The sequence below is a fragment of the Myroides albus genome (genome assembly GCF_024722315.1).
Taxonomy (GTDB): domain Bacteria; phylum Bacteroidota; class Bacteroidia; order Flavobacteriales; family Flavobacteriaceae; genus Flavobacterium; species Flavobacterium album_A.
In genome coordinates this window covers 859,965-883,314 of sequence record NZ_CP102754.1, presented here as the reverse complement: position 1 = coordinate 883,314, position 23,350 = coordinate 859,965, and the positions used below count along the sequence as shown (strand labels likewise).

The following is a 23,350-nucleotide window of genomic DNA, read 5'->3' as shown; positions in this document are numbered from 1 at the left end:
CATGAAATTAAAATACAGTATAATTAGTTTAGTTGCTTTGTTCTATTGGCCAACTTTCGGCCAAGTAGATTCTTTGTATGTTGGCAAGTATCAGACCAATTATGGTATAAAAATATTTGGGACGCGTGACTTATTGTCTTTAGATTACACTTTAGAGGATTCGGACAAGTATTCTTTTGAACCAAATAAACCAACCAGTATAGGGTTAGGATTTTCGTGGAAGAATTCATCTTTGAGTTATAGTTACGGCTTTCCGTTTCTGAGAGATAAGGCAAAAGCAAAAACAAAAGCCAGGGATTTGAAGTATCATTACTACGGCAAGAATCAAGTATTAGATATATATTTTCAGCAGTATAAAGGGTTCTCCTTGCCAATCTCTAAGAGCAATGAGTATAATCACTATGACAATTTAAAGATTAACCTTTATGGAGTATTGTATCAGCACGTTTTTAATTCGCGTAAGTATTCTGTTGCAGCAGCTTATGACAATAGTGAAAAGCAGTTGAAATCAGCTGGTTCTTTATTGGTAGGTGCAGGTGTTTTTTATAGTACTTTAAAAAATATTCCTTCTTTTTCAGATATCATATCTGACTACGATAAGAGAACGATTAGCATCGGGCCTCATGTGGGTTATGGTTACAATTGGGTTGCTTTCCGCAATTTTTTAGTAGCAGGTTCCTTTACTCTTGGAATAAATGGAGCTATTGAAAAGAATTTGCTCACTGATAATACACGTTTTATTGTCAATCCTCAGGTGATGGGAAGATTTGCTTTGTATTATCAAAGTGATGATTGGGTGATAGGTGTGACTTCTATCTTAAACTCACTTTACTTGAACTTTAAAGATGAATATCAAACACAGTTGACCAATAATAGTTTTAGGTTTTCAATAACGAAGCGATTCTCATTAAAGAAAGATCCTAAGATTCTACAGTATGATTTGGTTGATATAGTGAAAAAGAAACGCTAACTATTGCGTGTGTATTGGCACATTTTTATATCTTTCAAAAAAAGTTTATAACAGATGGAATTTAATATAACAGATTATCGATTTTTTGCACCATTAGAAGTTCGCTGGAATGATATGGACGCCTTGGGACATGTTAATAATGTTTATTATATAGAGTATTTTCAAATAGGTAGAGGGAAGTATGTGGACGAAGCATCTCGAACTTGGGATTGGATGAAGGATATGTTCGTAATTGCGAACATTACTTGTAACTATATAAAGGAAATTAAATTAAATGTAAGAAATCCCAGGATAGGTGTGCGTATTTCTAGATTGGGTACTAAGAGTTTCGATATCGAATACGCTATAATCAGTGATGGGAAAGACAATAGTATTATAGTACATGCTATGGGAACAAGTGCTCAGGTAATGGTAGATATGAGGGAGAAAAAAACAATTGAAATACCTGAATGGTTTAAGGAGGAAGTTAAGGGGTATGAACCTGCTTTATAATAAAAGAAAGCTATACTTTTAAGTATAGCTTTCTTTTATTAATATTTGGAGTTTCTCCATATAGCAATGTCTGCGAGAATCTTATCTGTATCAGCATTTGCTTCTTTAACATAGTTTGGGTTGTATAAGGTATAAGATGATTTATTGACTCTTAATCTCACTTCATGATCACTTATAATCCTTACGATGATTTCTCTATCTTCATCAATGAATTCTTGGTATTTTGTTACCTCACTATTTTCTTTTAGAGATAAAAAGACTGGTTTCGAGTCGTTGTTTAACTTTTTGTCTTGTTGATAAACTAACGTTGCCTCGCCATTGTTATATGTGAAGTAGTAGTTTTTAAACATAAAAGTTTTAGCTGAGTAGATATTGTTGTTACTTTTATTTAACGAGTACGGTGAGGATACTATTGTTTCAGTTGTCTGGCAGCTTGTAAGAAACAATAAGCCAACTGTAATAGTCGATAATGTTAAAAAACTTTTCATAGTAAGTTGAATTGGTTACCACCAAAATAGAATAATATTTTAATAAAACAAAATAATATTTATTCAATGTGTTTTTTTTAGATAGTTTATTTGAATTATTAATATGTTTTATTACTTGTTTTTAAGTAAACGTTATTTTGGTTTAATCTGATATTTGTCATAATTATAGTATAGTAGTATGGGTAATTTTAGTGTATAAAACTAATAGCGACAATACTAAAATAATTAACCATGAAAAAAGTGTTAGCACTTGCAGTGCTTTGTTCTTTTGTAGCTTGTAAAAAGACAACGACAACTCAAGAGAATACAGAATCGAACAATATAGAGTCAGAGTTATTAACTAAAGCGAAAACATTCTTTCAACCTATTTCATCAGTAGAATACGAAAAGCTGGACGACAATAAAGTAGCATTAGGTAAGTATCTTTATTTTGACACTCGTCTTTCAGGCGAGGGAAATATAAGTTGTAACTCCTGTCATAATCTTGAAACTTTTGGAGTAGATAATAAAGCGTTTTCACCAGGTGATGACGGATCTTTAGGTGGACGAAATTCGCCAACAGTGTTTCATGCTTCGTTGCATAAAATGCAATTTTGGGATGGTAGAGCCAAGGATGTTGAGGAACAAGCAGGAGGACCTATATTAAATCCTGTAGAACACAATATTAAAAGTGAAAAACAATTGATAGATCGCATAAAAAAAATTGAGATGTATCAAAAGATGTTCGCAGAGGTATATCAAGGGGAAGCAGACCCAATTACATTTGAAAATCTGACAGGAGCTATCGGTGCCTTCGAAAGAACTTTAAACCCAGAGAGTAGATTTGACAAGTTTTTAGAAGGTGATGATAAAGCTTTAACTGCCCAAGAGAAAAAAGGTCTCGAAGAATTTATTAGTACAGGGTGTATTACTTGTCATAATGGTGTGGCATTGGGTGGACAAATGTTTCAGAAATTTGGAGTATATGGAGATTACTGGGAGTTGACAAAATCTAAAAATATAGATGCAGGGTTATACGATTTATCTAAAAAAGAAGGAGAGAAATATATGTTTAAAGTTCCAGGATTGCGCAATATTCAACATACAAGTCCTTATTTCCACGATGGTTCAATCGTAGACTTGAAAGAAGCTGTTCGCATTATGGGAAAACTTCAAAGCAACAAAGAGTTGACGGATGAACAGGTAAATGACATTACAGCATTTTTAGAAAGTTTGTCATGTGATATTGAAGATGAAGTAAAAAAATCTCCATTTGAAGAAAAAGTAGGCTAATAATAGAATTTTAATATTTTTAAAATCAGAGATAGGTTATCTAATTATTGTAGATGACCTATTTTTGTTTCATGTAATTGATAAAAGTTAACTATTTTACATATTACCTACTGATTTACATTTCCTATATTTGTAGTTAAACAATTTGAATAATGGAGTTGAAATTAAATAGACCTATTTGTTTTTTTGATTTAGAGACAACAGGCATCGATGTAGCAAGAGATAGAATCGTAGAAATAGCAATCTTAAAAGTATTTCCGAATGGGAATAAGGAAAGTAAAACTTGGTTAGTGAATCCCGAGCGTCCTATTCCTCCTCAGTCAATAGCTATACACGGAATAACTGACGAGAAAGTTGCAAATGAACCAACTTTTAAGGAGTTAGCACCACTTATTTTTAATATGATAAAAGATTCAGACTTAGCTGGTTTCAACTCGGATCGTTTTGACATTCCTTTATTGGTCGAAGAGTTGTTGCGTGCAGGTGTTGATTTTGATATGGGAAATCGCGTATCTGTAGATATACAAACTATTTTTCACAAGAAAGAAGAGCGAACTTTAAGTGCAGCTTATCGCTTTTATTGTAATGAATCTTTAGAAAATGCGCATTCAGCTGAGGCAGATACAAATGCAACTTATGAAATCTTGAAAGCTCAATTGGATCGTTACGAGGATTTGGAAAATGATATGAAGTTTTTATCTGAGTTTACTACGCGTAAGAAAAGTGTTGATTTTGCAGGTTTTATTGCATTGAACGAAGATGATCAAGAGATTTTTACTTTTGGAAAACACAAAGGTGCGCTTGTTGAAGAAGTATTAGAGAATGAGCCAGGCTATTATGGTTGGATTCAGAATGCTGATTTTCCTTTGTATACCAAAAAAGTGTTGACAGCAATTAAATTGCGAAAACTGAATACTAAGTTTTAAATTAAAAGTAATAGAATATGAAAATTCTATGTATTGGTCGTAATTATGTTGATCATATTGAGGAGTTAAATAATGAACGACCAGCAGAACCTGTCTTGTTTATTAAGCCTGATTCTGCTTTATTGGGAAAAGAGGTGCCTTTTGTTATTCCTGAATTTTCAAATGACGTGCATTACGAAGTTGAAGTAGTGGTAAAAATCACCAAGGTAGGAAAGTATATCGAACCGAAGTTTGCTTCAAAATACTATGATGAAGTAACATTGGGAATTGATTTTACAGCAAGAGATGTACAGTCTATGCTAAAAGAGAAAGGCTTGCCATGGGAGAAGGCTAAATCGTTTGATGGGGCTGCAGCGGTGGGAGAGTTTTTTGATAAGAGTGAGCTTAGTAATCTTTATGATAGCGTTTTTACATTAGAACAGAATAACAATATAGTTCAAAAGGCGTCTACCTCTCAGATGATTTGGAATATTGATGAAGTTATAGCTGAAGTGTCAAAGTATTTTACGTTGAAAAAAGGCGATTTAATATTTACAGGAACACCTGCAGGAGTGGGTAAAGTTTTTGAAGGAGATGTTCTTGAAGCTACAATCGAAGGCAAGAAAGTACTGCGTTTAAATGTAAAATAATTGTATGGCGTTATATTACGATTTAGGACCTTTATATAGGGAGTATAATAATGATAAGGAGTTAGTACGCGCCCGACTGATTGATTTTCTATTGGACTCAAAAAAGCGATTAAAGAAGATTAAAAAGGGGATTGACGAGAAAGAGTATGCTAAAGTAGAAAAGCATATAAAGAGCTTAAAACCTTCCTTGGAGTTTTTAGGTGTTGATCAAGCTATTGACGAGGCTAATCAAATTGAAGAGTGGACTTTGGATCAAGGAAAGACAAAGGAAGTGAAAGAAATTTTCAAATCTTTTCAACTGCATGTGAAAAATGCTCGTAAAGAGATAAAGAAAGATTTTGACTTATAAAGCGAATACTTATGCACGCAAGCATTGTAACGATTGGAGATGAAATATTGATAGGTCAAATTATCGATACTAACTCTGCGTATTTAGCTAAGGAATTAGATAAACTTGGTTTTCAGGTCGATGAGATCCTTACTATTTCAGATAAAAGTGAGGAGATAAAGAAGGCTTTGGCGAATTGTGTTGGAAAACGTGACTTGGTTATTTTAACTGGTGGTTTAGGTCCGACTAAGGATGATGTTACTAAGAAGGTCTTTTGTGAGTTTTTTGATGATGTCTTAGTTGAGAATAGCAAAGTACTTGAACACGTCACTGTACTGTTGGAAAGTATTTTTAAAAAGCCTATTTCTGATATTAATAAGCAACAGGCTTTAGTACCTTCTACTTCTACTGTTTTATTTAATACAGTAGGTACTGCTCCAGGTATGTTGATGCAAAAAGAGAATACCACTTTTGTTTCTTTTCCAGGAGTTCCTTTTGAAATGAAAACCATTTTTGAAGAAGAATTAGTGCCTTATATTAAGAAACACTTTCAAGGTGTATTTAATGTTCATAAAACGATAATCACTTATGGTATTGGCGAGAGTTTATTAGCTGAATATTTAGCAGAGTGGGAAGATAGAATGCCTCCAAATATAAAGCTTGCTTATCTGCCAAGTCCTGGGAAAGTTAGATTGCGATTATCAACCAGGGGGAGTGATCGTGAATTATTATTGAAAGAGATTGATAATCAGGTTTCTTTGATTCCCGAAAAGGTATTGCCTTACATAAGGGCATATGAAGATATTGATTTTCCTGAAATTGTCATAAAAGAGTTGCAAAATCGAAATAAAACTATTTCTTTTGCAGAAAGTTGTACAGGTGGACGTTTTGCAGTTTTGTTCAATGCGTTACCAGGTTCCTCGGCTTACTTTAAAGGAGGAATTATTTGTTATGCAACAGAGAGTAAAGTAAGTATTTTAGGAGTTAATCCTGAAACAATACAACAACATTCAGTAGTTAGTGAAGAGGTAGCTATGGAAATGGCACTGCAATCGCGATTAAAGTTTAAGAGTGATTACGCTATAGCAACTACTGGAAATGCTGGACCGTCGAAGGGAGATTCTGATGTTGAAGTAGGAACAGTATATATTGGGATTGCAACACCTTCTCGTATATTTGCAAAAAAATATGAGTTAGGACAACCAAGGGAAAAGGTTATAAATAGCGCAATAGCAAAGGGTTTAGAATTGATATATAATGAAATATTAAAAAAATAACCTAAAAGAATTTGTAAGATAATTTTCTTTTTCGTTACTTTGCACCCTGATTTTGAATATTGAAATAAAAGATAAGAAATAATGTCAAGAGTTTGTGAAATTACTGGTAAAAGAGCAATGGTTGGAAACAACGTTTCTCACGCGATGAATAAAACTAAGAGAAAGTTTTCTGTAAACTTAGTTAAAAAACGTTTCTACATTGCTGAAGAAGACAGATGGGTAACATTGAAATTATCAACATCTGCATTAAAAACAATTAATAAAAAAGGTATTACTGCGGTATTGAAAGATGCTAAAGCAAAAGGGTTAGTAAAATAATTCATACCACAAAAAATAGAATAAGATGGCAAAGAAAGGTAACAGAATACAAGTAATCTTAGAATGTACTGAACATAAAGCATCTGGTTTACCAGGAACTTCAAGATACATTACGACTAAGAATAAGAAAAACACACCTGATAGATTGGAGATTAAAAAATTCAACCCTATCATGAAGAAAGTAACAGTTCACAAAGAAATTAAATAATTAGTTAGTCATGGCAAAGAAAACCGTAGCAACTTTAAGAACATCTTCTAAGAAGTTGACTAAAGCGATAAAAATGGTTAAATCACCAAAAACTGGTGCTTACACATTTGTTGAGTCTGTTATGGCTCCTGATTTTGTGGATGAATTCTTTAACAAGAAGTAATTTTACCATTATAAAATCTTGAAAAAAAGCTGTCTGATAAGGCAGCTTTTTTTATTTTGAATAATTATAGTTTATTCTTGACGAATAAAAGAATATATAGTTATAAATAGATATTTTCTATATTTGTAGCTATTAATAGGTGTATTATGAGTTTTTTTAAGAAGTTATTTTCTTCTGATAAGAAGGAAACTTTAGATAAAGGTCTTGAAAAGTCGAAGACTTCTTTTTTCTCTAAATTAACTAAGGCTGTTGCTGGAAAGTCTAAGGTTGATGACGATGTATTGGATAATTTAGAGGAAGTTCTTGTTAGTTCAGATGTTGGTGTAAATACAACACTTAAAATTATCGAACGCATAGAGGAAAGAGTTTCTCGTGACAAGTATGTTGGTACAGAAGAATTAAATCAAATTTTAAGAGAGGAGATTGCTGGTTTACTATCCGAAACTAAATCTGGAGAGGCAACTGAATTTGAAGTTCCTAAGGATAAAAAGCCTTATGTCATTATGGTAGTAGGAGTAAACGGTGCTGGTAAAACAACCACAATTGGAAAATTGGCTTATCAATTTAAGAAAGCTGGCTTGAGTGTTGTTTTAGGTGCTGCAGATACCTTTAGAGCTGCTGCGATAGATCAGTTGCAGGTTTGGGCAGATAGAGTTGGCGTGCCAATTGTTAGACAACAAATGGGAAGTGACCCTGCTTCTGTAGCGTTTGATACCTTGCAGTCAGCTGTTACTCAAAATGCCGATGTAGTGATCATTGATACTGCTGGACGTTTACACAATAAGGTTAATCTAATGAATGAATTGTCTAAGGTGAAACGCGTTATGCAAAAAGTTGTTGGAGATGCACCTCATGATGTATTACTTGTTTTAGATGGTTCTACAGGGCAAAATGCTTTTGAACAAGCAAAACAATTTACTGCCGCTACAGAGGTGAATTGCCTTGCTGTAACTAAGTTAGATGGAACTGCTAAAGGTGGTGTTGTGATTGGTATTTCTGATCAGTTCCAAATACCTGTTAAGTATATAGGTGTTGGTGAAGGGATTGAAGACTTGCAAGTGTTTAATAAGTATGAGTTCGTTGATTCATTCTTTAAATAGTAGAAATATGAGATATTTATATTCTTTTTTAGCTTTAACTATGCTATTCGTTACTTTTGGTTGTAGCCAAAGTATCAATTCTGGTGACATAAAAGAAATTAATGGGTACTGGGAAATAGTGAAGGCTAAGCTGCCAAATGAAGAAGAAAAAGATTATACTATTAATTCTTCCATCGATTTTTTTCAAATTGAGGAAAATGGAGTTGGATTTCGCCAAAAGGTAATGCCTCAGTTTAACGGAGAATACCTTACTAATGACATCCAAGAAGATCTAACAGTTGAGTTTACAAATGAAGGTACCTTCTTGCATTATAAAACAGAATTTGCTGAATGGAAAGAGGAGATTGTCAAGATTAATAAGGAACAACTTGTTGTCAAGAATGAGAATGATATCATGTATTACTACAAGAGACCTGTTCCATTTAGTTTGAAGTAATTATATCGTGAAAAAATTTGAAGTACATAAACGCCTTAGAGAGGAGAGTAGTATCCAAGATATCTTAAAGATCATTATTAAGGAGAATAACCTTGAAAGTGGTATTGACAATTTAGATGTTAAGAATGCTTGGCGATCTATTTTAGGTCCTGGAATTGCTAATTATACTCAAGACGTATTTCTCAAGCGCAATACTCTTTATGTAGCATTGTCTTCGCCAATAGTCAGGGAAGAACTTACGTATGGAAAGTCTAAGATTATTGCATTATTGAATGAAGAGCTGGGCAAAGAAGTTGTGAAGGATATTGTATTTAGATAAAGAAATATTAAAAGCTGTAAAATAAGGTGTTATTATTTACAGCTTTTTTTTAGTGCTAAATAGAAGATGTTTTTGTCTTTTATATTAAAATGTTTTTATATCTTTGTAATGTTAAAAAGTGAAATATGTTTTCAAAAGCTTGTGAATATGCTATTCGTTCTGTTGTGTTTATTTCAGTGTCATCATTGAAAGGGGAACGCGTAGGCTTTAAAGAGATTGCCAAGGAGATTGATGCTCCGGAAGCTTTTACTGCTAAGATATTACAAAAGCTTTCTAAAAGTGGTATCGTCGAATCCGTGAAGGGAGTGGGAGGTGGATTTGAGATCCCCATAACTAATCTCGATAGCATTAAGTTATGTGAGGTGGTGAATATCATCGATGGTGATTCGATATACAAGGGATGTGGTTTAGGGTTAGCACAGTGCTCGGAAACTCATCCATGCCCTGTTCATTTTAAATTTAAAGCTATCCGAGAGGGGTTGCGACAAATGTTAGAGAATACAACTTTAAGAGAGTTAGCCAATGGTACCAAGTCTGGTGATACTTTCTTAAAAGTGTAATCATAGATAGGGAATTTATTCCCTTTTTTTTAAAACTAATAAAAGACAAAAATATCCTTTATTAAAAGAGTATGAGTAATAAACAAAAGAAATTATGGATAGCATTTGCGATAGTGATGTTATTCTCGTTTGGGGTACTGGGTTATTATGGTATAGAAATTTACCAAGAAGCTCCTCCTGTACCAACTGAAGTCAAGACGACTACTGGTGAAGTAATCTTATCTGATAAAGATATCAAAGACGGTCAAAATGTTTGGCAGAGTATCGGTGGTCAGGAGGTTGGATCTGTATGGGGACATGGTGCATACGTAGCCCCTGATTGGACTGCAGACTATTTACATCGCGAAGCTTTGTATTTATTAGATTATTACGCAAAGGAAAAGTATAATAAAACTTATGCTGAAAGTTCTTTAGAAGAACAAGCTTATTTAAAAGCACACTTACAAGCTAATATCAGACCTAATACGTATGATAAAGCAACAGGGATATTAACGATAACACCCGAACGCAATATGGCAAGGCTGTATTTACAGGAGTATTATAGCAAGTTATTTACTGATGACCCTGAATTTGCACAATTGCGAAAAGACTATGCAATTCCCAATAATTCAATTACTGACCCAGTGAGATTACAGCAAATGAATGCTTTCTTCTTTTGGGCAACATGGGCTACGGTAACGAATAGACCTGATAGCGATATCAGTTACACGCACAACTGGCCTGCAGAGGACTTGGTTGGAAATGTTGCTACTACACCTCTGTTAGCCTGGTCAGGTGTGAGTATTATCTTATTGATTTTTGCTGTTGGGGTATTGGTGTATTATCACGTAGCTTCTAAACAGGAAGAAGAAGAAATGGTACCAGTCAAAGACCCAGTATCAAATGGAACAGTGACTAAGAGTATGACAATTCTGAAGAAGTATTTCTGGGTTGTTTGCTTATTGATGTTGTTACAGGTGGGATTAGGTATTATTACGGCTCACTATGGTGTAGAAGGGCAAGGATTATACGGCATTCCATTAGATAAGATTTTACCTTATTCTGTTACTCGTACATGGCATACTCAATTAGCTATTTTTTGGATTGCAACTGCTTGGTTAGGAACAGGACTTTATATTTCTCCGGCTGTCGGTGGAAAAGATCCAAAGTTTCAGGTATTCGGAGTAAACTTCCTATTTGTTGCTTTGCTAATTATTGTATTGGGATCGATGATAGGACAGTGGTTTGGGATTATGCAAAAGCTTGACTTGGTACAAAACTTCTGGTTTGGACATCAAGGATATGAGTACGTAGACTTAGGTCGCTTTTGGCAAATATTCTTATTCGTGGGATTATTTGTTTGGTTAGCTTTAATGATAAGACCTCTTATCCCCGTATTGAAAGAAAAGGGCAGTCAACACCGCAATTTGATAATCTTATTCTTAATTTCTTGTGGAGCCATTGCCTTATTTTATGGTGCTGGATTAATGTGGGGAAGACAAACAAACTTAGCCATTGCAGAATACTGGAGATGGTGGGTAGTGCATTTATGGGTTGAAGGTTTCTTTGAAGTATTTGCAACTGTAGTATTGGCGTTTTTATTTGTTCGAATGGGATTGATTAAAACGAAAACAGCGACTAATGGAGCCTTATTCTCAACCATTGTTTTTATGTCAGGTGGTATTATCGGTACTTTCCATCACTTGTATTTTTCTGGTACACCTACGGCAGTAATGGCTTTAGGAGCAACATTTAGTGCATTAGAAGTTGTGCCATTAACTTTAATAGGGTACGAGGCTTATGAGAACTATAAAATATCTACACATAAAGGTTGGTTACAAGACTACAAATGGCCGATATACTTTATGGTTGCTGTCGCTTTTTGGAACTTCTTAGGAGCTGGTGTATTTGGTTTTATTATTAATCCACCCATAGCACTGTATTATGTACAAGGGTTAAATACAACCCCTCTTCACGGTCATACTGCTTTGTTTGGTGTGTACGGAATGTTGGGGATTGGACTAATGCTTTTCGTATTAAGAAGTATCTACAGGAATGTACAATGGAATGAGAAGTTATTAAAAATAGGCTTTTGGGGATTGAACTTAGGTTTGCTACTAATGGCACTTTTAAGTTTGTTGCCAATCGGTATATGGCAAGCTATTGAAAGTATTCAACATGGTATGTGGTACGCTCGCTCAAGTGAGTTAATGCAATTACCGGCAATGAATACGCTGAAATGGCTACGTACAATAGGGGATGTAATCTTTACAGTCGGAATATTTGCAATCGTATTATTTGTATTCAAATTAACATTAAAAAAAGACAATCATGAAAAATAGAACAGTGGGCTCATTTGTAGCAGAAGATTTTAGAACAGCAGCAGTATTTAATAAATATGGAATTGATTTCTGCTGTAAAGGAGGACGTACAATTGATGAAGTATGTGAGAGAAAATCAGTAGATCAAGAGGAACTTATTAACGAGTTAGAAAAGTTGTTAACGCATCAAGCTGAAAACAATATTGACTTTAGACACTGGCCTTTGGATTTATTAGCTGATTATATTGAGAAGACTCACCATCGCTATGTGGAGGAGAAGATACCAGTATTGTTACAGTTCTTGAATAAGCTTAGTCGCGTACATGGAGATAGACATCCTGAATTAATAGAAATTAATGAACTGTTTATCGGATGTGCTGGTGAATTAAGTCAACACTTGAAGAAAGAAGAATTAGTACTTTTCCCATTTATTCGCAAAATGGTATCTGCTACTATTTCTGGACAACCATTAGATACTCCTCACTTTGGGAGTGTTCAAAATCCAGTTGCCATGATGATGCATGAGCATGATGGTGAAGGAGATCGCTTCCGCAAAATAGCAGCACTGTCTAATAATTATACTCCTCCAGCTGATGGATGTAATACTTATAAGGTAACTTATGCTATGTTGAAGGAGTTTGAAGAGGATTTACACAAACACATTCACTTAGAAAACAACATATTATTTCCAAGTGCAGTTGCATTAGAACAAAAGTTTAGTTAAGATTTTCAATTTAGATAGAAGTGCCTTACCTTTAGTATAAGGCACTTCTTGTATTATAACATATGAAACCAATCTATTATATCATTCCTCTATTCAACTTTTTAATAGCTGCTTTATTGGGGCTTTTGTTGAGAAGTATTTTCGTTTATCCGATAGAAGGAGTGACGTTTTTATATGTTTTACATACGCACTCTCATATTGCTTTATTAGGTTGGTTGTATTTACTGGTTTACGTATTGTTTGTGCAACAGTTTGGATTAAAAAACGATAAGGAAAATACATTTTACACGCGACTATTTTGGGTAACCCAATTGGCTGTGCTTGGAATGGGGGTGACTTTTCCCTTTATGGGATATGCCGCTGCTTCTATTAGCTTTTCTACATTGCACATTATCTGTTCTTATGTATTTGTCGTGCATCTGTGGAAGAACAACACTGTCTCAGGAAAGCAGCAAGGTGTTTTATTAAAAACATCCTTGTTCTTTATGGCATTTTCTACTTTAGGCGTTTGGTGTTTGGGACCAGCAGTTGGCATGATGGGTAAAGCAAGTGCTTTTTATCAAATTTGCATACAGTTCTTTCTGCACTTCCAGTTTGACGGTTGGTTCTTAACTGCCTTTTTGACGTTGTTGTTTGCTATTGTATTTAAAGGATACTCTTTATCTAAGTTTAAGCCTTTTTATTACACTTGGATAGTATCTGTAATACTCACTTATGCTCTACCCGTGAGTTGGTATGTAGAATTACCTATACTTCATTACTTAAATGCAGTAGGCGTTTTATTGCAGTTTTATTCTGTGGGATATTTATTAAATCCCGTTTATAAGATGTTTAAGCAACGAGATAATAACGAAGCTAACTTTGTGTGGCTTTTATTAATATTAGCAGGAATATGCTTTACAATGCGTATAGGGACACAGTTGTTAGTAATATCAGAATCTATAGCCAACGAATTGCAAGCATTGCGCAGTTGGATTGTGGGGTTTATCCATTTGAATATGTTAGGAGTCTTGAGTGGGTTTGGCTTATGGTTGATGATACAACAGAAAAAAATGTATGTTAATATTTTTACTAAAATAGGGATACTCAGCTTACTATTTGGGTTTGTCCTTACTGAATTTCTATTGTTTGTTCAGGGCTTACAAGGTTTTATGCATATTGTTTGGATAGAGAATACTCCTTTATCCTTGTTTTGGGCTTCAGTACTTTTGCCTATTAGTGTCTTGAGCTTTCTTATATCATATTTAAAAAAATAGCATGTTATGAATGAATTACACCTTTTATTAATACTTCACTTATTAGGCGCGACTATTTGGGTAGGAGGGCATATTTTATTAAGTGTTGTGATACTACCTCAAGTTTGGAAAGAGAAGTCAGTTGCGAAGTTGTTTAACTTTGAGAGTAGATATGAGTGGTTTGGTATGCCTGCGTTATTTGTAATGTTGTTGACAGGTGTACGCATGGCCTATATCTACAATGTAAAGTTGGCAAACTGGTTTACTTTTGAAACCCCCATAGAACGTGTAGTATCACTAAAATTAGCTTGCCTGATCACGATTGCTTTATTTGCATTAAGTGCTCAGTTTTATGTATTACCACGCCTAAAGACTGATATTCAAAAGTTGCCTTTAATGACTTTTCACATCTTGTCTGTGACGACCATTAGCATTGTGATGTTGATACTTGGTAGTTTTGTCAGGTATGGCGGTATATAACGTTATATTTCCCTCAAGGCTATTTTGAATCTTCTTGTTTTACAGCACTTAAAGCACGGTGTTTTGTTCCCCAATCTTCTAATGCTGGCCAAATAGGCAAAAGGTCTTTAGCTATATTCGTTAAGGAGTACTCTACTCGTGGAGGGACTTCCGCATATACTTGTCTTGTAACTAAGTTGTCAGCTTCTAACTCCTTTAATTGTAGAGAAAGCATGCGGTCAGTAATCCCAACAGTTTTCTCTTTTAGTTCGTTAAAGCGCAGTGTGCCATATTCCTCAAGGTAAAATAAGATCATCATCTTCCATCTTCCACCTATTTTGCAGATTGTATAGATTGCATCACAATTAGTTGTGATGTACTCCCTATTGATATTATTGGTTGAATTTTCTTTTCTTTTTGCCATTACTTACAAAATTGTTAGTTACTCACAAAAATCGCTTGTATAGTTTACTCTAAACTCGCTCTTTACTTTTGCCTTAGTATTTACAGAATACAATGAGATGTATAACTGCTTTTGATTAAGCAAAAGTATGGATTAAATTTTTATGAAGAAATATGCCTACGTAGGAGCCTTAGGACTGCTGAGTATTATTACAACAGAGTTTGGTGTTATTGGAGTACTGCCCCAGATAGCTTCACATTATAGAATTTCAATAGATCAAGCAAGTTGGCTTTTAAGTGGATTTGCTTTAGTGATTGCCTTCTTAGGTCCTTTGATGACTGTTTTAACTGTTCGAATGGACAAAAAGAAAGTAATGCTATTAGCCTTAGCTTTATTTGTAATCTCAAGTTTTATCTCAGTGAGTTTACCTCCTTTTTGGTTGTTGTTTACTCTGAGGCTTATCTCTGCCTTACTACAGCCAGTCTATATTGCCAATGCGCTTTCTATAGCGGTTCGATTTTCGCCAGAAGATAAGCACAGTCAGATGATGAGTATTGTATTTAGCGGTATTACTATTGCGTCTTTTACTACTATTCCCTTGGCTACATACTTGACAAATGGCTATGGGTTAGAAGCCATTTTTTTAATTCAGGGAATTGTGAGTAGTATTGCCTTTATGGCTATTTATATCTTTTTACCTTGTGTTCCAGGTGATACAAAAGTGTTTAACACTAAAGAATTAGTGGTTTTTAGAGATCTCTCTTTTATAAGAAGTGCATTAGTTAATTTATTTATTTTAGCGATGTGGTTTAGCGTTTACAGCTATTTTGCAGACTATTTGAGTAAAGAGAAGAATATGTCTGGTCTAATGGTTGGGAATATGGTGCTTTTATTTGGATTGATAGGTGTTGTAGCCATGTATATAGGAGGGAAGGTATTGTCTAAAGGTGTGGTTTACAGCAATGTGTTTTACATTATGGGAGCAGCTCTAATAGCTTTACTTCTTTATATTTCGGGAAGTGAATCTATCTTGACGGTTTTAATTGTATCCATGTGGAGCCTATTTTATACACCTGTATACTTGAATGCAACTGCATTCTTACAGAAGACAACCAAGCTGCCTTTTGAATTAGGCAGTAGTCTTTCTACTTCTCTTGGCAACTTGGGAATTGCTGTGGGAACTTTTGTTGGAGGAAAGGTAATAGCTTATTATGGCTTACAATTTTTGCCCTTAGCGATGTTGATTTTTGCCTTGCTAAGCTTGGTGTTGATTTATTGGTCGCAGACTGTAGTTAAAACTATGCACTTTAGTGCATTTAGCTTTCAGCTTCTAAAAATGTTTACCTTTGATATATGGAATATCAACGAACCGGAGGACATAGTGTATCACGTTTAACCGCCCATATAGTATGGGTGACTAAATATCGTTATCCAGTATTGGAAGGAGATATTCAGATACGTTGTCGTAGTCTGATCATTCAGATTTGTGAAGCAGAAGATATTCAAATTTTAAAAGGTGTAGTATCAAAGGATCATGTTCATCTTCATATAGAATATCGACCATCTCAAAACATAAGTAATATTGTCAAACTCTTCAAGGGTCGTACCTCAAGGAAACTCCAAATAGAATTTCCTGAGTTGAAGCACAGATACTGGGGACGTCACTTTTGGGCAATAGGCTTTGGTTGTTGGAGTACAGGAAATATTACTGATGAAATGCTAAATCAATATCTTGAACACCATCGTAAACCAAATGATAACGGAGGTAACTTTATACTTGAGTAAGTAGCTCCACCCAGGCAGACTTTAGTCTGCTTTAACAAACTATGGACTTTCAGTCCATAGTGGTTTATTTTGTTGTCAAGTTTAACAAGGTGAATTAAAACAAAAATACTGCTCAACTTCAGTATGGAAGCAAAGCAGTATATTTCAAAAATAAAAACGAATCTTTTACTTTATTTGGGCTAATTGTTTTTCTATTTCTTTTACAGTAGGGGCGTAGTCTATACCAAGTCCCTCTTGTTGATAGTCCAATTCTCCTTTAGTATTGAATACGCTAATGATATTAGAGTGAGAGAAGTCTATCGGAGAAATCTTTTTGTAATTCACGGCTAAAGTAGCGGCAAATTCACGTGTGTTTTCTTCTGTAGAACGCAAGAATACCCATTGTGGGCCATCCATTAAGTTCTCTTTAGCAAACTCTTTAAGACGCTCTGGCGTATCTACCTCTGGGTCTATACTTACCAATACGTATTTTACTTTATCGAGATTTTTGCCTTTTACTCTTTCTTCTATATTTCTCATATCGGCTACTAATCGAGGACAAGCAGCTTTACAAGAAGTGTAGATCATCACCATAACCAAGACATTGCCTTGTAAATCTTTTAGTTCAATGTCTTTGCCGTCTTGGGTTGTCCAAGTCGATGGTAGGTTATAGATCGATAAGTCAGATATCTCTTGAGTAGAAGATACTTCTTTGTTATCTATTACTTGAGCGTCATTTGTTTTTACATCTTTACACCCCATCATGAGCAATGAGAAACATAGAGATAACGCTATGATATTTTTTTTCATAATAAACTATTTATAAGTTTTGAGCACATCTAAAACCAAGGTTTTTAGTCGTGAACTTAGCTTTTAAGCTTCCTCTGAATCCATAGCGCATAAAAGCAGCGTAGTCCATCAGGTCAGAAGCATTAATAGAAGCACTACCACAGAATAAGTTTTCGTCATTGCCCTTGTCTTTTCGGCTTTCTCCTGAAAGAAAAACAGAGTTAAAGTCAGATACCCATTCCCAAATTAATCCGTGCATATCGTAAACACCCCAGTAATTTTTGAATGTACTTCCCACTGGATTTACATATGTTTTAGGTGCTTCGTACCAAGCTAAGATAAATTTGTTGTAATCCTCTTTTTCTCTGGCATCCATATTCTTTGCGTCTGCCATAGCTACATACTCCCATTCATCCATAGTAGGCAATCGCTTACCTTGTACTTCACAGTATTTTTTTGCAGCAAACCATGATACATTGGTGACTGGAGCATTGGGATTTAAATCTCCATAATCTAAATCTCCTATCCAATGTGATAAATAGCTCTTGTCTGCAAACAAAGCTTTTATTTCTGAACGTTTGTATGTAGGATTTTCTTTTAGAAACGCAACAAACTGTTCGTTGGTCACTGCATATTGATCTATTTTGAAGGCATCGACTTTGACATCTCCTTCTTCTGTACTACCATAAAGTGGAACAAAAGCTCCACTTTTGATAGTCAGCATTGTTGTTTCTTTCTGAGCGTAGATAGCATTCCATGTTAGTAGGCTTAGAAGACATACAATTATATTTGATTTGTCAAGAAAAAACATATTATCTATTTTTTTGTACCATTTGCGGGCTCACTACAGTTTTGTTATTACCCCAACTGTTGTATACATAAGTCAATACATCCGCAATTTCTTGGTCATTTAGGTTTTGACTGGTCATGATAGAGTTATACTTCACATTGTTTACAGTGATTTCCCCTTGAAGACCATTAATTACGGTTTTAATTGCTCTGTTTACATCTGCATTTAAGTAATCTGATTTCGCTAATGGAGGGAAAATTCCTTCAATACCTTGGCCTTCAGATTGGTGACATGCAAAGCATGTTCTGGTAAATACGCTCTTACCATCTGCAATTTGTTGTGCTAAAGTTTTATCCTCTATTACTACTTTTTTAGTTTCTGTTTTTGGCATGTTTTGTATTGTACCTCCTTCAGGTAAGTAGATTCCCTCTTTTATCTTACCAGCAAATACTTTTTCATTTTCATCTCCTTCTACTTTCAACATTCCAAGAGCACCTTTGTTAAAGGCTCTAAAGATGGAGTGATCCACAATCACAAAGGTACCAGGGGTATTTACTTTGAATTCGACCATAGCTGCTCCACCAGCAGGTATAAGTGTAGTTTGTACATTTTCGTTTACCAAATCTCCACCTTCTACGTGTACTCTGTCGAAAATTTCTCCAATAACGTGGAATGAACTCACTAAGTTAGGCCCACCATTTCCAACAAATAGTCGAATAGTTTCTCCTACTTTGGCTGTGATAGCGTTTTCGTTGACTAGTCCATTCACATGACCATTGAATACTACATAGTCAGCATCTTCTTTTAATGCTTTATTCATGTCAAAGGGTTGCATCCCTTTTTCTCCGTAATTTCCTTTTGTATAGAAATCACCTTGCATGATGTAGTACTCTTTATCGACAGGAGGAAGTCCTCCTTCAGGTTCTACTAAAATTAATCCGTACATCCCGTTGGCAATGTGCATACCTACTGGAGCTGTAGCACAGTGGTATACATAGATACCTGGCTGAAGCGTCTTAAACGAGAAGGTTACTTCATGCCCCGGCGCAACTAATGATGAGGCTGCTCCTCCTCCAGGACCTGTTACGGCGTGCATATCAATATTGTGAGGTAATTTGTTGTCCGGGTGATTTTTTAACGTAAACTCTATTTCATCTCCTACACGTGTACGGATAAAACTTCCTGGTACTGTACCTCCAAATGTCCAATACATATATTTTACTCCATCAACCATTTCGCCCTCTTGTTCAAGGATTTCTAAATTGACGAATAATTTTGTCGCTTCTCTTTTGCCAACTGGTTTTGGGACAAAAGGAGGGGGAGTTAATTCTGCTTGAGCTTCGCCTTTTACAACAATTTTCTCTGCCATGTCAGCGGTCATTTTTGTCGGTTTCGCGTCTTTGTTTTGACAGCTTCCAAGTGTAAGTAAACCTAAAGCTAATAACATTACTCCAAGTTTGTTTTTTAGTGATTGTGTTTTTGTGTTCATATGACTGTTTGTTAGTATCTATTTTCTACATCAAAGATAAAGGACAAACTTGTCTTTTATAATGATAATTATCAGTTTATTACTTAAAGATAGAAAAAATTATATAATTGTTCTTTTTCAGTACGATAAGGTATGATATGTTTATTTAGGTTGTCTTGCGAGTTTGTAGGGAATAGCAGGGATGAAATGTTGATTTAAGGTGAGTTTAACTCAATCCAATAGTTCGTTTTTAGTGATAAAGTGATGAATTGTAATGAGTATAAACGCTGTTTGTTTTAGGTCTTATTGGATACAAAATCTTTGATTTATCTCATTGTTTTAATAATATCTTATCATCTAATAGCATGAGTGAGTGAACTCTATTCTTATTGACTTTAAGAATTGAATATACGCTTTCTCTACACATCTGTTCAAAAAATAGAACTCAGGTGAATTTGTTGTTTTTTAATGAAGTGTGAAATTGACTAAAAGTATATGATAAAATGGAAGAACAAACATTCTAAAATCTATTTTAGAGATAGGTGTATCGAGAACATAATGTTCCTACGTGTTTTTCGAAAACTCACGTATAGTTTTTTTCGGTTTTGATAAGGGGTTTCTTGCACCTTTCTTGCACCTTTCTTCGAGAAAACCGCACTTTTGGCAAGGAAACCCCAAGAAAAGTGCAAGTAACCCCCAAGGAAGTGCAAGCGAAGCCCATCCATAAAGTATGTCAATGTACTTTTGAAAGCTGCTCAACTTCACCTTTATTTTCCGCGATTCTTGCGATAGATAACTTGACAATTTTGGGAGTAATATAAGTGTTTAATCGTCTTTTAGAAGCAGCAATCCTATTTGCTTTTTTTGTCGAAATCATGTCGAATCTGTGTGATTTTGAAATTGCCAAGTGATAATTGTTGCTTCGTGATTATGGTAACTGTAAGAAATGGGCATAAGTTGTTGTAGAAGTGAACTTGCAATGATTCCCGTTGATTTGTAAACTGTGCTGTAAAACTGTAGCTAAATTTGAAATAGCCATTGTTTCACTTTATTTGAGTATATAGGGGCATGAAATGTATCCAACCGAAAGGTATTCACTTGTAAAGAGGTTTTAAACGAACAAAGCTTCTTTTGTATAGGAAGCTTTGTATTATATTATTTCCATTATAGGTTAAAGTTTTGGTCAATCTGTTTGACTATAATTTCTGCGAGAAGTTTCTTTGCCCGCATGATCTTTACCTTGACATTGTTTAATGGTTCGTCCAGTATTTCAGCAATTTCATTGTAAGAGAGTTCCTGAAAATACCGAAGTTCTATTACCTCTTGATAGTGAGGTTTTAGTAGTTTGATATAACTCTTAAATATTTTTAAGTTCTGTTCTTGAATAATATCGTCTTCAATATTATTTGAGTCATCTACAATATTGTTATAAGTAGAGTTGTTTTCGTCATTCATGTCTAAGAAAGAAAGGTTCTTTCTCTTGCGGATAAGGTCTATGTGTACATTCTTTGCAATAGTAATCAGCCAAGTATTGAAGGCATAGGTATCTTTATAAGAACTAATATTGCTAAAAGCTTTAGAAAAAGTTTCAATGGTTACATCTTCAGCATCTGTTTCATTATTGATTCTCTTAACCATAAACAAATACACCTCGCTCCAATAATGATTCAACAGAAAGGTGAAAGCACTTTGGTCTCCTTTACGAGCTAATTCAATATAATCAGTAATACTTTTTTTCAATTTTTTGTCGCGTGATAAAATGTGTGAAACTATAATATGTACTTATAAAAATATGAATAATTTCTAACAAAGGCAGTGTCCACACTAATTCTTTTGTGCCAAATTTACTAAATGTCTTTCCGCTGAATATATGGGCGATAATACAGCGAAAAAGGAATACTCCTAATACGATTTCCCATTGATATAAGAAGCTAATCAATAGCGTGAATGCAATGTAAAATAAGAGTTTGTTTAGATTGAAGAACCTTATTTTTAACTGTGCCCAAACGGAAAGTTTACGCAGGAGTAAATCCTGTTTCTTAATCGCATTTTTCCATTCAGAAATAGTGTTTTTGCTTTCAATTATAGTAAAGCTATCAGGCGAAAAACTTACTGAAGTATTCGTACTTGTTCCGATTTGATTAATGAATGTATATTCATCGCTAAAGGGAATTTTCATATGGCTGATAAAGCCATTTACTTTATAGAACAATGATTTGTTGTACGCTTGGTTATAGGCATTTCCATATAGTGGTTTTCCCGCACCACTCCACGAGAACAAGTTTGTTGTTTTTTGGACATTTTGGTAGCGTATCAATTTATTGATAAACGAACGTCTTTTGTTTGCTATTTGCGTAAATCCGATTACTAGATTTTTTTGCGTACTCAAGCCTCGACTCATAGAAAAAATCCAGTTTGGAGTCATTGGGCAAGCTGCCGGTTCAACAAATAGCAAATGTTCAAATTTAGCAACTTTAATACCTAAGGTAAGGGCGTATTTTTTGTTGCCCCAAAAAGTTTCATTGTTTACAACATCTACCAGTTTGGCATTAGCGTTTTTGAGCGCAAAGTCTTCTAAAATCTCCAAGCTTTCATCTTCGGATGCGTTGTTGACTAAAATAATCTCATAGCCAGGGCTGAAATCCTGTGCCTTTAAAAGTTCGAGGAACTCTGGTAGTTTTTGTTCCTGATTCTTCACGTAGACAATTACAGAAACAGGTTCAGATATATGCGATTTTTTATCTTTTAAAGTAGAGTGAAATGCAACATTACTATTGATGGCAAAATAATAGATTAATTCTATAACTGTTATAGCAATAAAACAATAAAATAATAATGTTAGCATGTGATTAAGTAATTTCTTTTTTAAGGAAACAAATGTACAATTTATCCTTTAGATTATAATTTTTTTAAATCAGAAGATGTTTACTTCTGCGTCAATTGAAATACCAAATATCTGTTGCACTTGTTTTTGGATAGAATGAGCTAATTTTTCTATTTGACTACCTTGTGCTTGTCCATAATTAACCAAAACAAGTGCTTGCTTTTCGTGTACTCCAGCATCGCCAAGTCTATAGCCTTTAAAACCAGTCTGCTCTATTAACCAACCAGCGGGCACTTTTACAAATTGATCGTTGATTGTATAACTTGGCATAGTTGGATATTTGGCGTGTAAGGCATTATATTGTTCAACTGGGATAATCGGGTTTTTAAAGAAACTACCACTGTTTCCAATTTCTTTTGGATCAGGTAATTTGCTTTGGCGAATAGCGATCACCATATTGCTTATATCTTGAATAGTAGGAGTAGTAATACCATTTTTATCAAGTTCTTGCTGTATCGATCCGTAACCAGTCTTTAAGATGTGATTTTTCTTAGTTAATTTAAAAACAACAGAAGTGATTACATATTGATTTTTTAATTCATTTTTAAAGACACTTTCCCTATAATCAAATTTACAAGCAGCATTGTCAAATACTCTTTGTTCTTGCGTGGATATACTTAATCCTGTACACGATTCTAATACATCTTTCACTTCAACACCATATGCACCGATATTTTGAATAGGTGTCGTCCCCACGTTTCCGGGGATTAAAGATAGATTTTCTATACCGCCATACCCTCTTTCTATACACCAAAGAACAAATTCATGCCAATTTTCACCAGCTTGTGCTTGAACCCAAACACAATCGTCATCTTCTTTTACAACCTCAATTCCCTTTAAGTTAATCTTTACGACAGTTTTGTTGATATCTTGAGTTAAGAGCATATTGCTCCCACCTCCCAGGATAAATAGTTTGTCAGGTGAATTGCCCTTCAGGATTTCTTTTAATGTGCTTAAACTTTCTATTTCAACAAAGTATTTTGCTCGTACATCTAATCCAAAAGTATTGTAAGGTTTAAGAGATATATTTTGTGATATTTTCATAAGT

28 protein-coding genes are annotated in these 23,350 nt (G+C 34.6%); 20 read left to right on the top strand and 8 right to left on the bottom strand.

What is annotated here, in order from left to right; genetic code table 11:
• Position 1 precedes the first annotated feature (1 nt).
• Together NWE55_RS04135 and NWE55_RS04130 are read left to right on the top strand one after the other, a co-directional pair.
• Positions 2-970: a DUF4421 family protein gene (locus NWE55_RS04135; protein ID WP_155092850.1), complete on the top strand. Its 969-nt coding sequence runs from the start codon at positions 2-4 to the stop codon at positions 968-970.
• Positions 971-1,024: 54 nt separating this feature from the next.
• Complete coding sequence (locus NWE55_RS04130; protein ID WP_155092851.1) at positions 1,025-1,462, top strand: acyl-CoA thioesterase; 438 nt, start codon at positions 1,025-1,027, stop codon at positions 1,460-1,462.
• A 38-nt stretch (positions 1,463-1,500) separates the two neighbouring features.
• Here NWE55_RS04130 and NWE55_RS04125 read toward each other — a convergent pair whose 3' ends face one another.
• Complete coding sequence (locus NWE55_RS04125) at positions 1,501-1,950, bottom strand: hypothetical protein (RefSeq protein ID WP_155092852.1); 450 nt, start codon at positions 1,948-1,950, stop codon at positions 1,501-1,503.
• 231 nt (positions 1,951-2,181) lie between these two features.
• Between NWE55_RS04125 and NWE55_RS04120 the strand changes: the two genes are divergently transcribed.
• From NWE55_RS04120 to NWE55_RS04045, 16 genes are all read left to right on the top strand, one after another.
• Positions 2,182-3,222, top strand: a complete 1,041-nt coding sequence (locus NWE55_RS04120; RefSeq protein WP_155092853.1) for a cytochrome-c peroxidase — start codon at positions 2,182-2,184, stop codon at positions 3,220-3,222.
• A 152-nt stretch (positions 3,223-3,374) separates the two neighbouring features.
• Positions 3,375-4,148 carry a 3'-5' exonuclease gene (locus NWE55_RS04115; RefSeq protein WP_155092854.1) on the top strand — a complete coding sequence of 258 codons (774 nt, stop codon included), beginning with the start codon at positions 3,375-3,377 and terminating at the stop codon, positions 4,146-4,148.
• 17 nt (positions 4,149-4,165) lie between these two features.
• Positions 4,166-4,777, top strand: a complete 612-nt coding sequence (locus NWE55_RS04110) for a fumarylacetoacetate hydrolase family protein (RefSeq protein WP_258204624.1) — start codon at positions 4,166-4,168, stop codon at positions 4,775-4,777.
• Positions 4,778-4,781: 4 nt separating this feature from the next.
• Complete coding sequence (locus tag NWE55_RS04105; protein ID WP_258204623.1) at positions 4,782-5,126, top strand: histidine kinase; 345 nt, start codon at positions 4,782-4,784, stop codon at positions 5,124-5,126.
• An 11-nt stretch (positions 5,127-5,137) separates the two neighbouring features.
• On the top strand, positions 5,138-6,382 hold the full coding sequence (locus tag NWE55_RS04100; protein ID WP_155092857.1) for a CinA family nicotinamide mononucleotide deamidase-related protein: 1,245 nt from the start codon (positions 5,138-5,140) through the stop codon (positions 6,380-6,382).
• A gap of 81 nt (positions 6,383-6,463) precedes the next feature.
• Positions 6,464-6,700: a 50S ribosomal protein L28 gene (rpmB, locus tag NWE55_RS04095; protein WP_006260304.1), complete on the top strand. Its 237-nt coding sequence runs from the start codon at positions 6,464-6,466 to the stop codon at positions 6,698-6,700.
• A 25-nt stretch (positions 6,701-6,725) separates the two neighbouring features.
• Complete coding sequence (gene rpmG / locus NWE55_RS04090) at positions 6,726-6,908, top strand: 50S ribosomal protein L33 (RefSeq protein ID WP_006260303.1); 183 nt, start codon at positions 6,726-6,728, stop codon at positions 6,906-6,908.
• A 10-nt stretch (positions 6,909-6,918) separates the two neighbouring features.
• Positions 6,919-7,071, top strand: a complete 153-nt coding sequence (locus tag NWE55_RS04085; protein WP_155092858.1) for a DUF4295 domain-containing protein — start codon at positions 6,919-6,921, stop codon at positions 7,069-7,071.
• Positions 7,072-7,217: 146 nt separating this feature from the next.
• Entirely contained in the window at positions 7,218-8,171 is a 954-nt protein-coding gene (gene ftsY, locus NWE55_RS04080) for a signal recognition particle-docking protein FtsY (RefSeq protein ID WP_155092859.1), read from the top strand.
• 7 nt (positions 8,172-8,178) lie between these two features.
• Positions 8,179-8,607, top strand: coding sequence for a hypothetical protein (locus NWE55_RS04075; protein ID WP_155092860.1), 429 nt, complete (start codon positions 8,179-8,181; stop codon positions 8,605-8,607).
• A 7-nt stretch (positions 8,608-8,614) separates the two neighbouring features.
• Positions 8,615-8,926: a DciA family protein gene (locus tag NWE55_RS04070; protein WP_160338975.1), complete on the top strand. Its 312-nt coding sequence runs from the start codon at positions 8,615-8,617 to the stop codon at positions 8,924-8,926.
• Positions 8,927-9,051: 125 nt separating this feature from the next.
• Positions 9,052-9,486: an RrF2 family transcriptional regulator gene (locus NWE55_RS04065; protein ID WP_155092861.1), complete on the top strand. Its 435-nt coding sequence runs from the start codon at positions 9,052-9,054 to the stop codon at positions 9,484-9,486.
• Positions 9,487-9,557: 71 nt separating this feature from the next.
• A complete protein-coding gene (locus tag NWE55_RS04060; RefSeq protein WP_160338973.1) occupies positions 9,558-11,807 on the top strand; it encodes a nitric-oxide reductase large subunit in 2,250 nt (749 codons plus the stop codon).
• Entirely contained in the window at positions 11,797-12,510 is a 714-nt protein-coding gene (gene ric / locus NWE55_RS04055; protein ID WP_155092863.1) for an iron-sulfur cluster repair di-iron protein, read from the top strand. The genes NWE55_RS04060 and ric overlap by 11 nt, the downstream gene beginning before the upstream one ends.
• Positions 12,511-12,572: 62 nt before the next feature.
• The gene (locus tag NWE55_RS04050; RefSeq protein ID WP_155092864.1) at positions 12,573-13,766 is read left to right on the top strand and encodes a hypothetical protein; all 1,194 of its coding nucleotides are present in this window, start codon (positions 12,573-12,575) and stop codon (positions 13,764-13,766) included.
• A 6-nt stretch (positions 13,767-13,772) separates the two neighbouring features.
• Positions 13,773-14,225 carry a CopD family protein gene (locus NWE55_RS04045; RefSeq protein WP_155092865.1) on the top strand — a complete coding sequence of 151 codons (453 nt, stop codon included), beginning with the start codon at positions 13,773-13,775 and terminating at the stop codon, positions 14,223-14,225.
• 19 nt (positions 14,226-14,244) lie between these two features.
• Here NWE55_RS04045 and NWE55_RS04040 read toward each other — a convergent pair whose 3' ends face one another.
• Positions 14,245-14,628: a winged helix-turn-helix transcriptional regulator gene (locus NWE55_RS04040; protein ID WP_155092866.1), complete on the bottom strand. Its 384-nt coding sequence runs from the start codon at positions 14,626-14,628 to the stop codon at positions 14,245-14,247.
• Positions 14,629-14,770: 142 nt separating this feature from the next.
• Between NWE55_RS04040 and NWE55_RS04035 the strand changes: the two genes are divergently transcribed.
• Both NWE55_RS04035 and tnpA read left to right on the top strand, forming a co-directional pair.
• Positions 14,771-16,003 carry an MFS transporter gene (locus NWE55_RS04035; RefSeq protein WP_258204622.1) on the top strand — a complete coding sequence of 411 codons (1,233 nt, stop codon included), beginning with the start codon at positions 14,771-14,773 and terminating at the stop codon, positions 16,001-16,003.
• Complete coding sequence (gene tnpA, locus NWE55_RS04030; protein ID WP_155093506.1) at positions 15,961-16,392, top strand: IS200/IS605 family transposase; 432 nt, start codon at positions 15,961-15,963, stop codon at positions 16,390-16,392. Before NWE55_RS04035 ends, tnpA begins: the two co-directional genes overlap by 43 nt.
• Before the next feature lie 165 nt (positions 16,393-16,557).
• Here tnpA and NWE55_RS04025 read toward each other — a convergent pair whose 3' ends face one another.
• The 6 genes from NWE55_RS04025 to murB form a co-directional block, all read right to left on the bottom strand.
• On the bottom strand, positions 16,558-17,181 hold the full coding sequence (locus NWE55_RS04025) for an SCO family protein (protein ID WP_155093041.1): 624 nt from the start codon (positions 17,179-17,181) through the stop codon (positions 16,558-16,560).
• Between the two features lie 10 nt (positions 17,182-17,191).
• Positions 17,192-17,971, bottom strand: coding sequence for a formylglycine-generating enzyme family protein (locus NWE55_RS04020; RefSeq protein ID WP_155093040.1), 780 nt, complete (start codon positions 17,969-17,971; stop codon positions 17,192-17,194).
• A gap of 1 nt (position 17,972) precedes the next feature.
• Complete coding sequence (nirK, locus tag NWE55_RS04015) at positions 17,973-19,439, bottom strand: copper-containing nitrite reductase (RefSeq protein WP_155093039.1); 1,467 nt, start codon at positions 19,437-19,439, stop codon at positions 17,973-17,975.
• A gap of 1,143 nt (positions 19,440-20,582) precedes the next feature.
• Positions 20,583-21,158, bottom strand: coding sequence for an RNA polymerase sigma factor (locus NWE55_RS04010; protein ID WP_155093038.1), 576 nt, complete (start codon positions 21,156-21,158; stop codon positions 20,583-20,585).
• A complete protein-coding gene (locus tag NWE55_RS04005; protein WP_155093037.1) occupies positions 21,139-22,263 on the bottom strand; it encodes a glycosyltransferase in 1,125 nt (374 codons plus the stop codon). The genes NWE55_RS04010 and NWE55_RS04005 overlap by 20 nt, the downstream gene beginning before the upstream one ends.
• A 69-nt stretch (positions 22,264-22,332) precedes the next feature.
• Complete coding sequence (gene murB / locus NWE55_RS04000) at positions 22,333-23,346, bottom strand: UDP-N-acetylmuramate dehydrogenase (RefSeq protein ID WP_155093036.1); 1,014 nt, start codon at positions 23,344-23,346, stop codon at positions 22,333-22,335.
• Between the last annotated feature and the right edge of the window lie 4 nt (positions 23,347-23,350).

Bases quoted from the DNA above. Each gene is read 5' to 3' on its own strand.
- NWE55_RS04135 (WP_155092850.1), top strand. From the start codon at position 2: ATGAAATTAAAATACAGTATAATTAGTTTAGTTGCTTTGTTCTATTGG.
- NWE55_RS04130 (WP_155092851.1), top strand. From the start codon at position 1,025: ATGGAATTTAATATAACAGATTATCGATTTTTTGCACCATTAGAAGTT.
- NWE55_RS04125 (WP_155092852.1), bottom strand. From the start codon at position 1,950: ATGAAAAGTTTTTTAACATTATCGACTATTACAGTTGGCTTATTGTTT.
- NWE55_RS04120 (WP_155092853.1), top strand. From the start codon at position 2,182: ATGAAAAAAGTGTTAGCACTTGCAGTGCTTTGTTCTTTTGTAGCTTGT.
- NWE55_RS04115 (WP_155092854.1), top strand. From the start codon at position 3,375: ATGGAGTTGAAATTAAATAGACCTATTTGTTTTTTTGATTTAGAGACA.
- NWE55_RS04110 (WP_258204624.1), top strand. From the start codon at position 4,166: ATGAAAATTCTATGTATTGGTCGTAATTATGTTGATCATATTGAGGAG.
- NWE55_RS04105 (WP_258204623.1), top strand. From the start codon at position 4,782: ATGGCGTTATATTACGATTTAGGACCTTTATATAGGGAGTATAATAAT.
- NWE55_RS04100 (WP_155092857.1), top strand. From the start codon at position 5,138: ATGCACGCAAGCATTGTAACGATTGGAGATGAAATATTGATAGGTCAA.
- rpmB (WP_006260304.1), top strand. From the start codon at position 6,464: ATGTCAAGAGTTTGTGAAATTACTGGTAAAAGAGCAATGGTTGGAAAC.
- rpmG (WP_006260303.1), top strand. From the start codon at position 6,726: ATGGCAAAGAAAGGTAACAGAATACAAGTAATCTTAGAATGTACTGAA.
- NWE55_RS04085 (WP_155092858.1), top strand. From the start codon at position 6,919: ATGGCAAAGAAAACCGTAGCAACTTTAAGAACATCTTCTAAGAAGTTG.
- ftsY (WP_155092859.1), top strand. From the start codon at position 7,218: ATGAGTTTTTTTAAGAAGTTATTTTCTTCTGATAAGAAGGAAACTTTA.
- NWE55_RS04075 (WP_155092860.1), top strand. From the start codon at position 8,179: ATGAGATATTTATATTCTTTTTTAGCTTTAACTATGCTATTCGTTACT.
- NWE55_RS04065 (WP_155092861.1), top strand. From the start codon at position 9,052: ATGTTTTCAAAAGCTTGTGAATATGCTATTCGTTCTGTTGTGTTTATT.
- NWE55_RS04060 (WP_160338973.1), top strand. From the start codon at position 9,558: ATGAGTAATAAACAAAAGAAATTATGGATAGCATTTGCGATAGTGATG.
- ric (WP_155092863.1), top strand. From the start codon at position 11,797: ATGAAAAATAGAACAGTGGGCTCATTTGTAGCAGAAGATTTTAGAACA.
- NWE55_RS04050 (WP_155092864.1), top strand. From the start codon at position 12,573: ATGAAACCAATCTATTATATCATTCCTCTATTCAACTTTTTAATAGCT.
- NWE55_RS04045 (WP_155092865.1), top strand. From the start codon at position 13,773: ATGAATGAATTACACCTTTTATTAATACTTCACTTATTAGGCGCGACT.
- NWE55_RS04040 (WP_155092866.1), bottom strand. From the start codon at position 14,628: ATGGCAAAAAGAAAAGAAAATTCAACCAATAATATCAATAGGGAGTAC.
- NWE55_RS04035 (WP_258204622.1), top strand. From the start codon at position 14,771: ATGAAGAAATATGCCTACGTAGGAGCCTTAGGACTGCTGAGTATTATT.
- tnpA (WP_155093506.1), top strand. From the start codon at position 15,961: ATGGAATATCAACGAACCGGAGGACATAGTGTATCACGTTTAACCGCC.
- NWE55_RS04025 (WP_155093041.1), bottom strand. From the start codon at position 17,181: ATGAAAAAAAATATCATAGCGTTATCTCTATGTTTCTCATTGCTCATG.
- NWE55_RS04020 (WP_155093040.1), bottom strand. From the start codon at position 17,971: ATGTTTTTTCTTGACAAATCAAATATAATTGTATGTCTTCTAAGCCTA.
- nirK (WP_155093039.1), bottom strand. From the start codon at position 19,439: ATGAACACAAAAACACAATCACTAAAAAACAAACTTGGAGTAATGTTA.
- NWE55_RS04005 (WP_155093037.1), bottom strand. From the start codon at position 22,263: ATGCTAACATTATTATTTTATTGTTTTATTGCTATAACAGTTATAGAA.
- murB (WP_155093036.1), bottom strand. From the start codon at position 23,346: ATGAAAATATCACAAAATATATCTCTTAAACCTTACAATACTTTTGGA.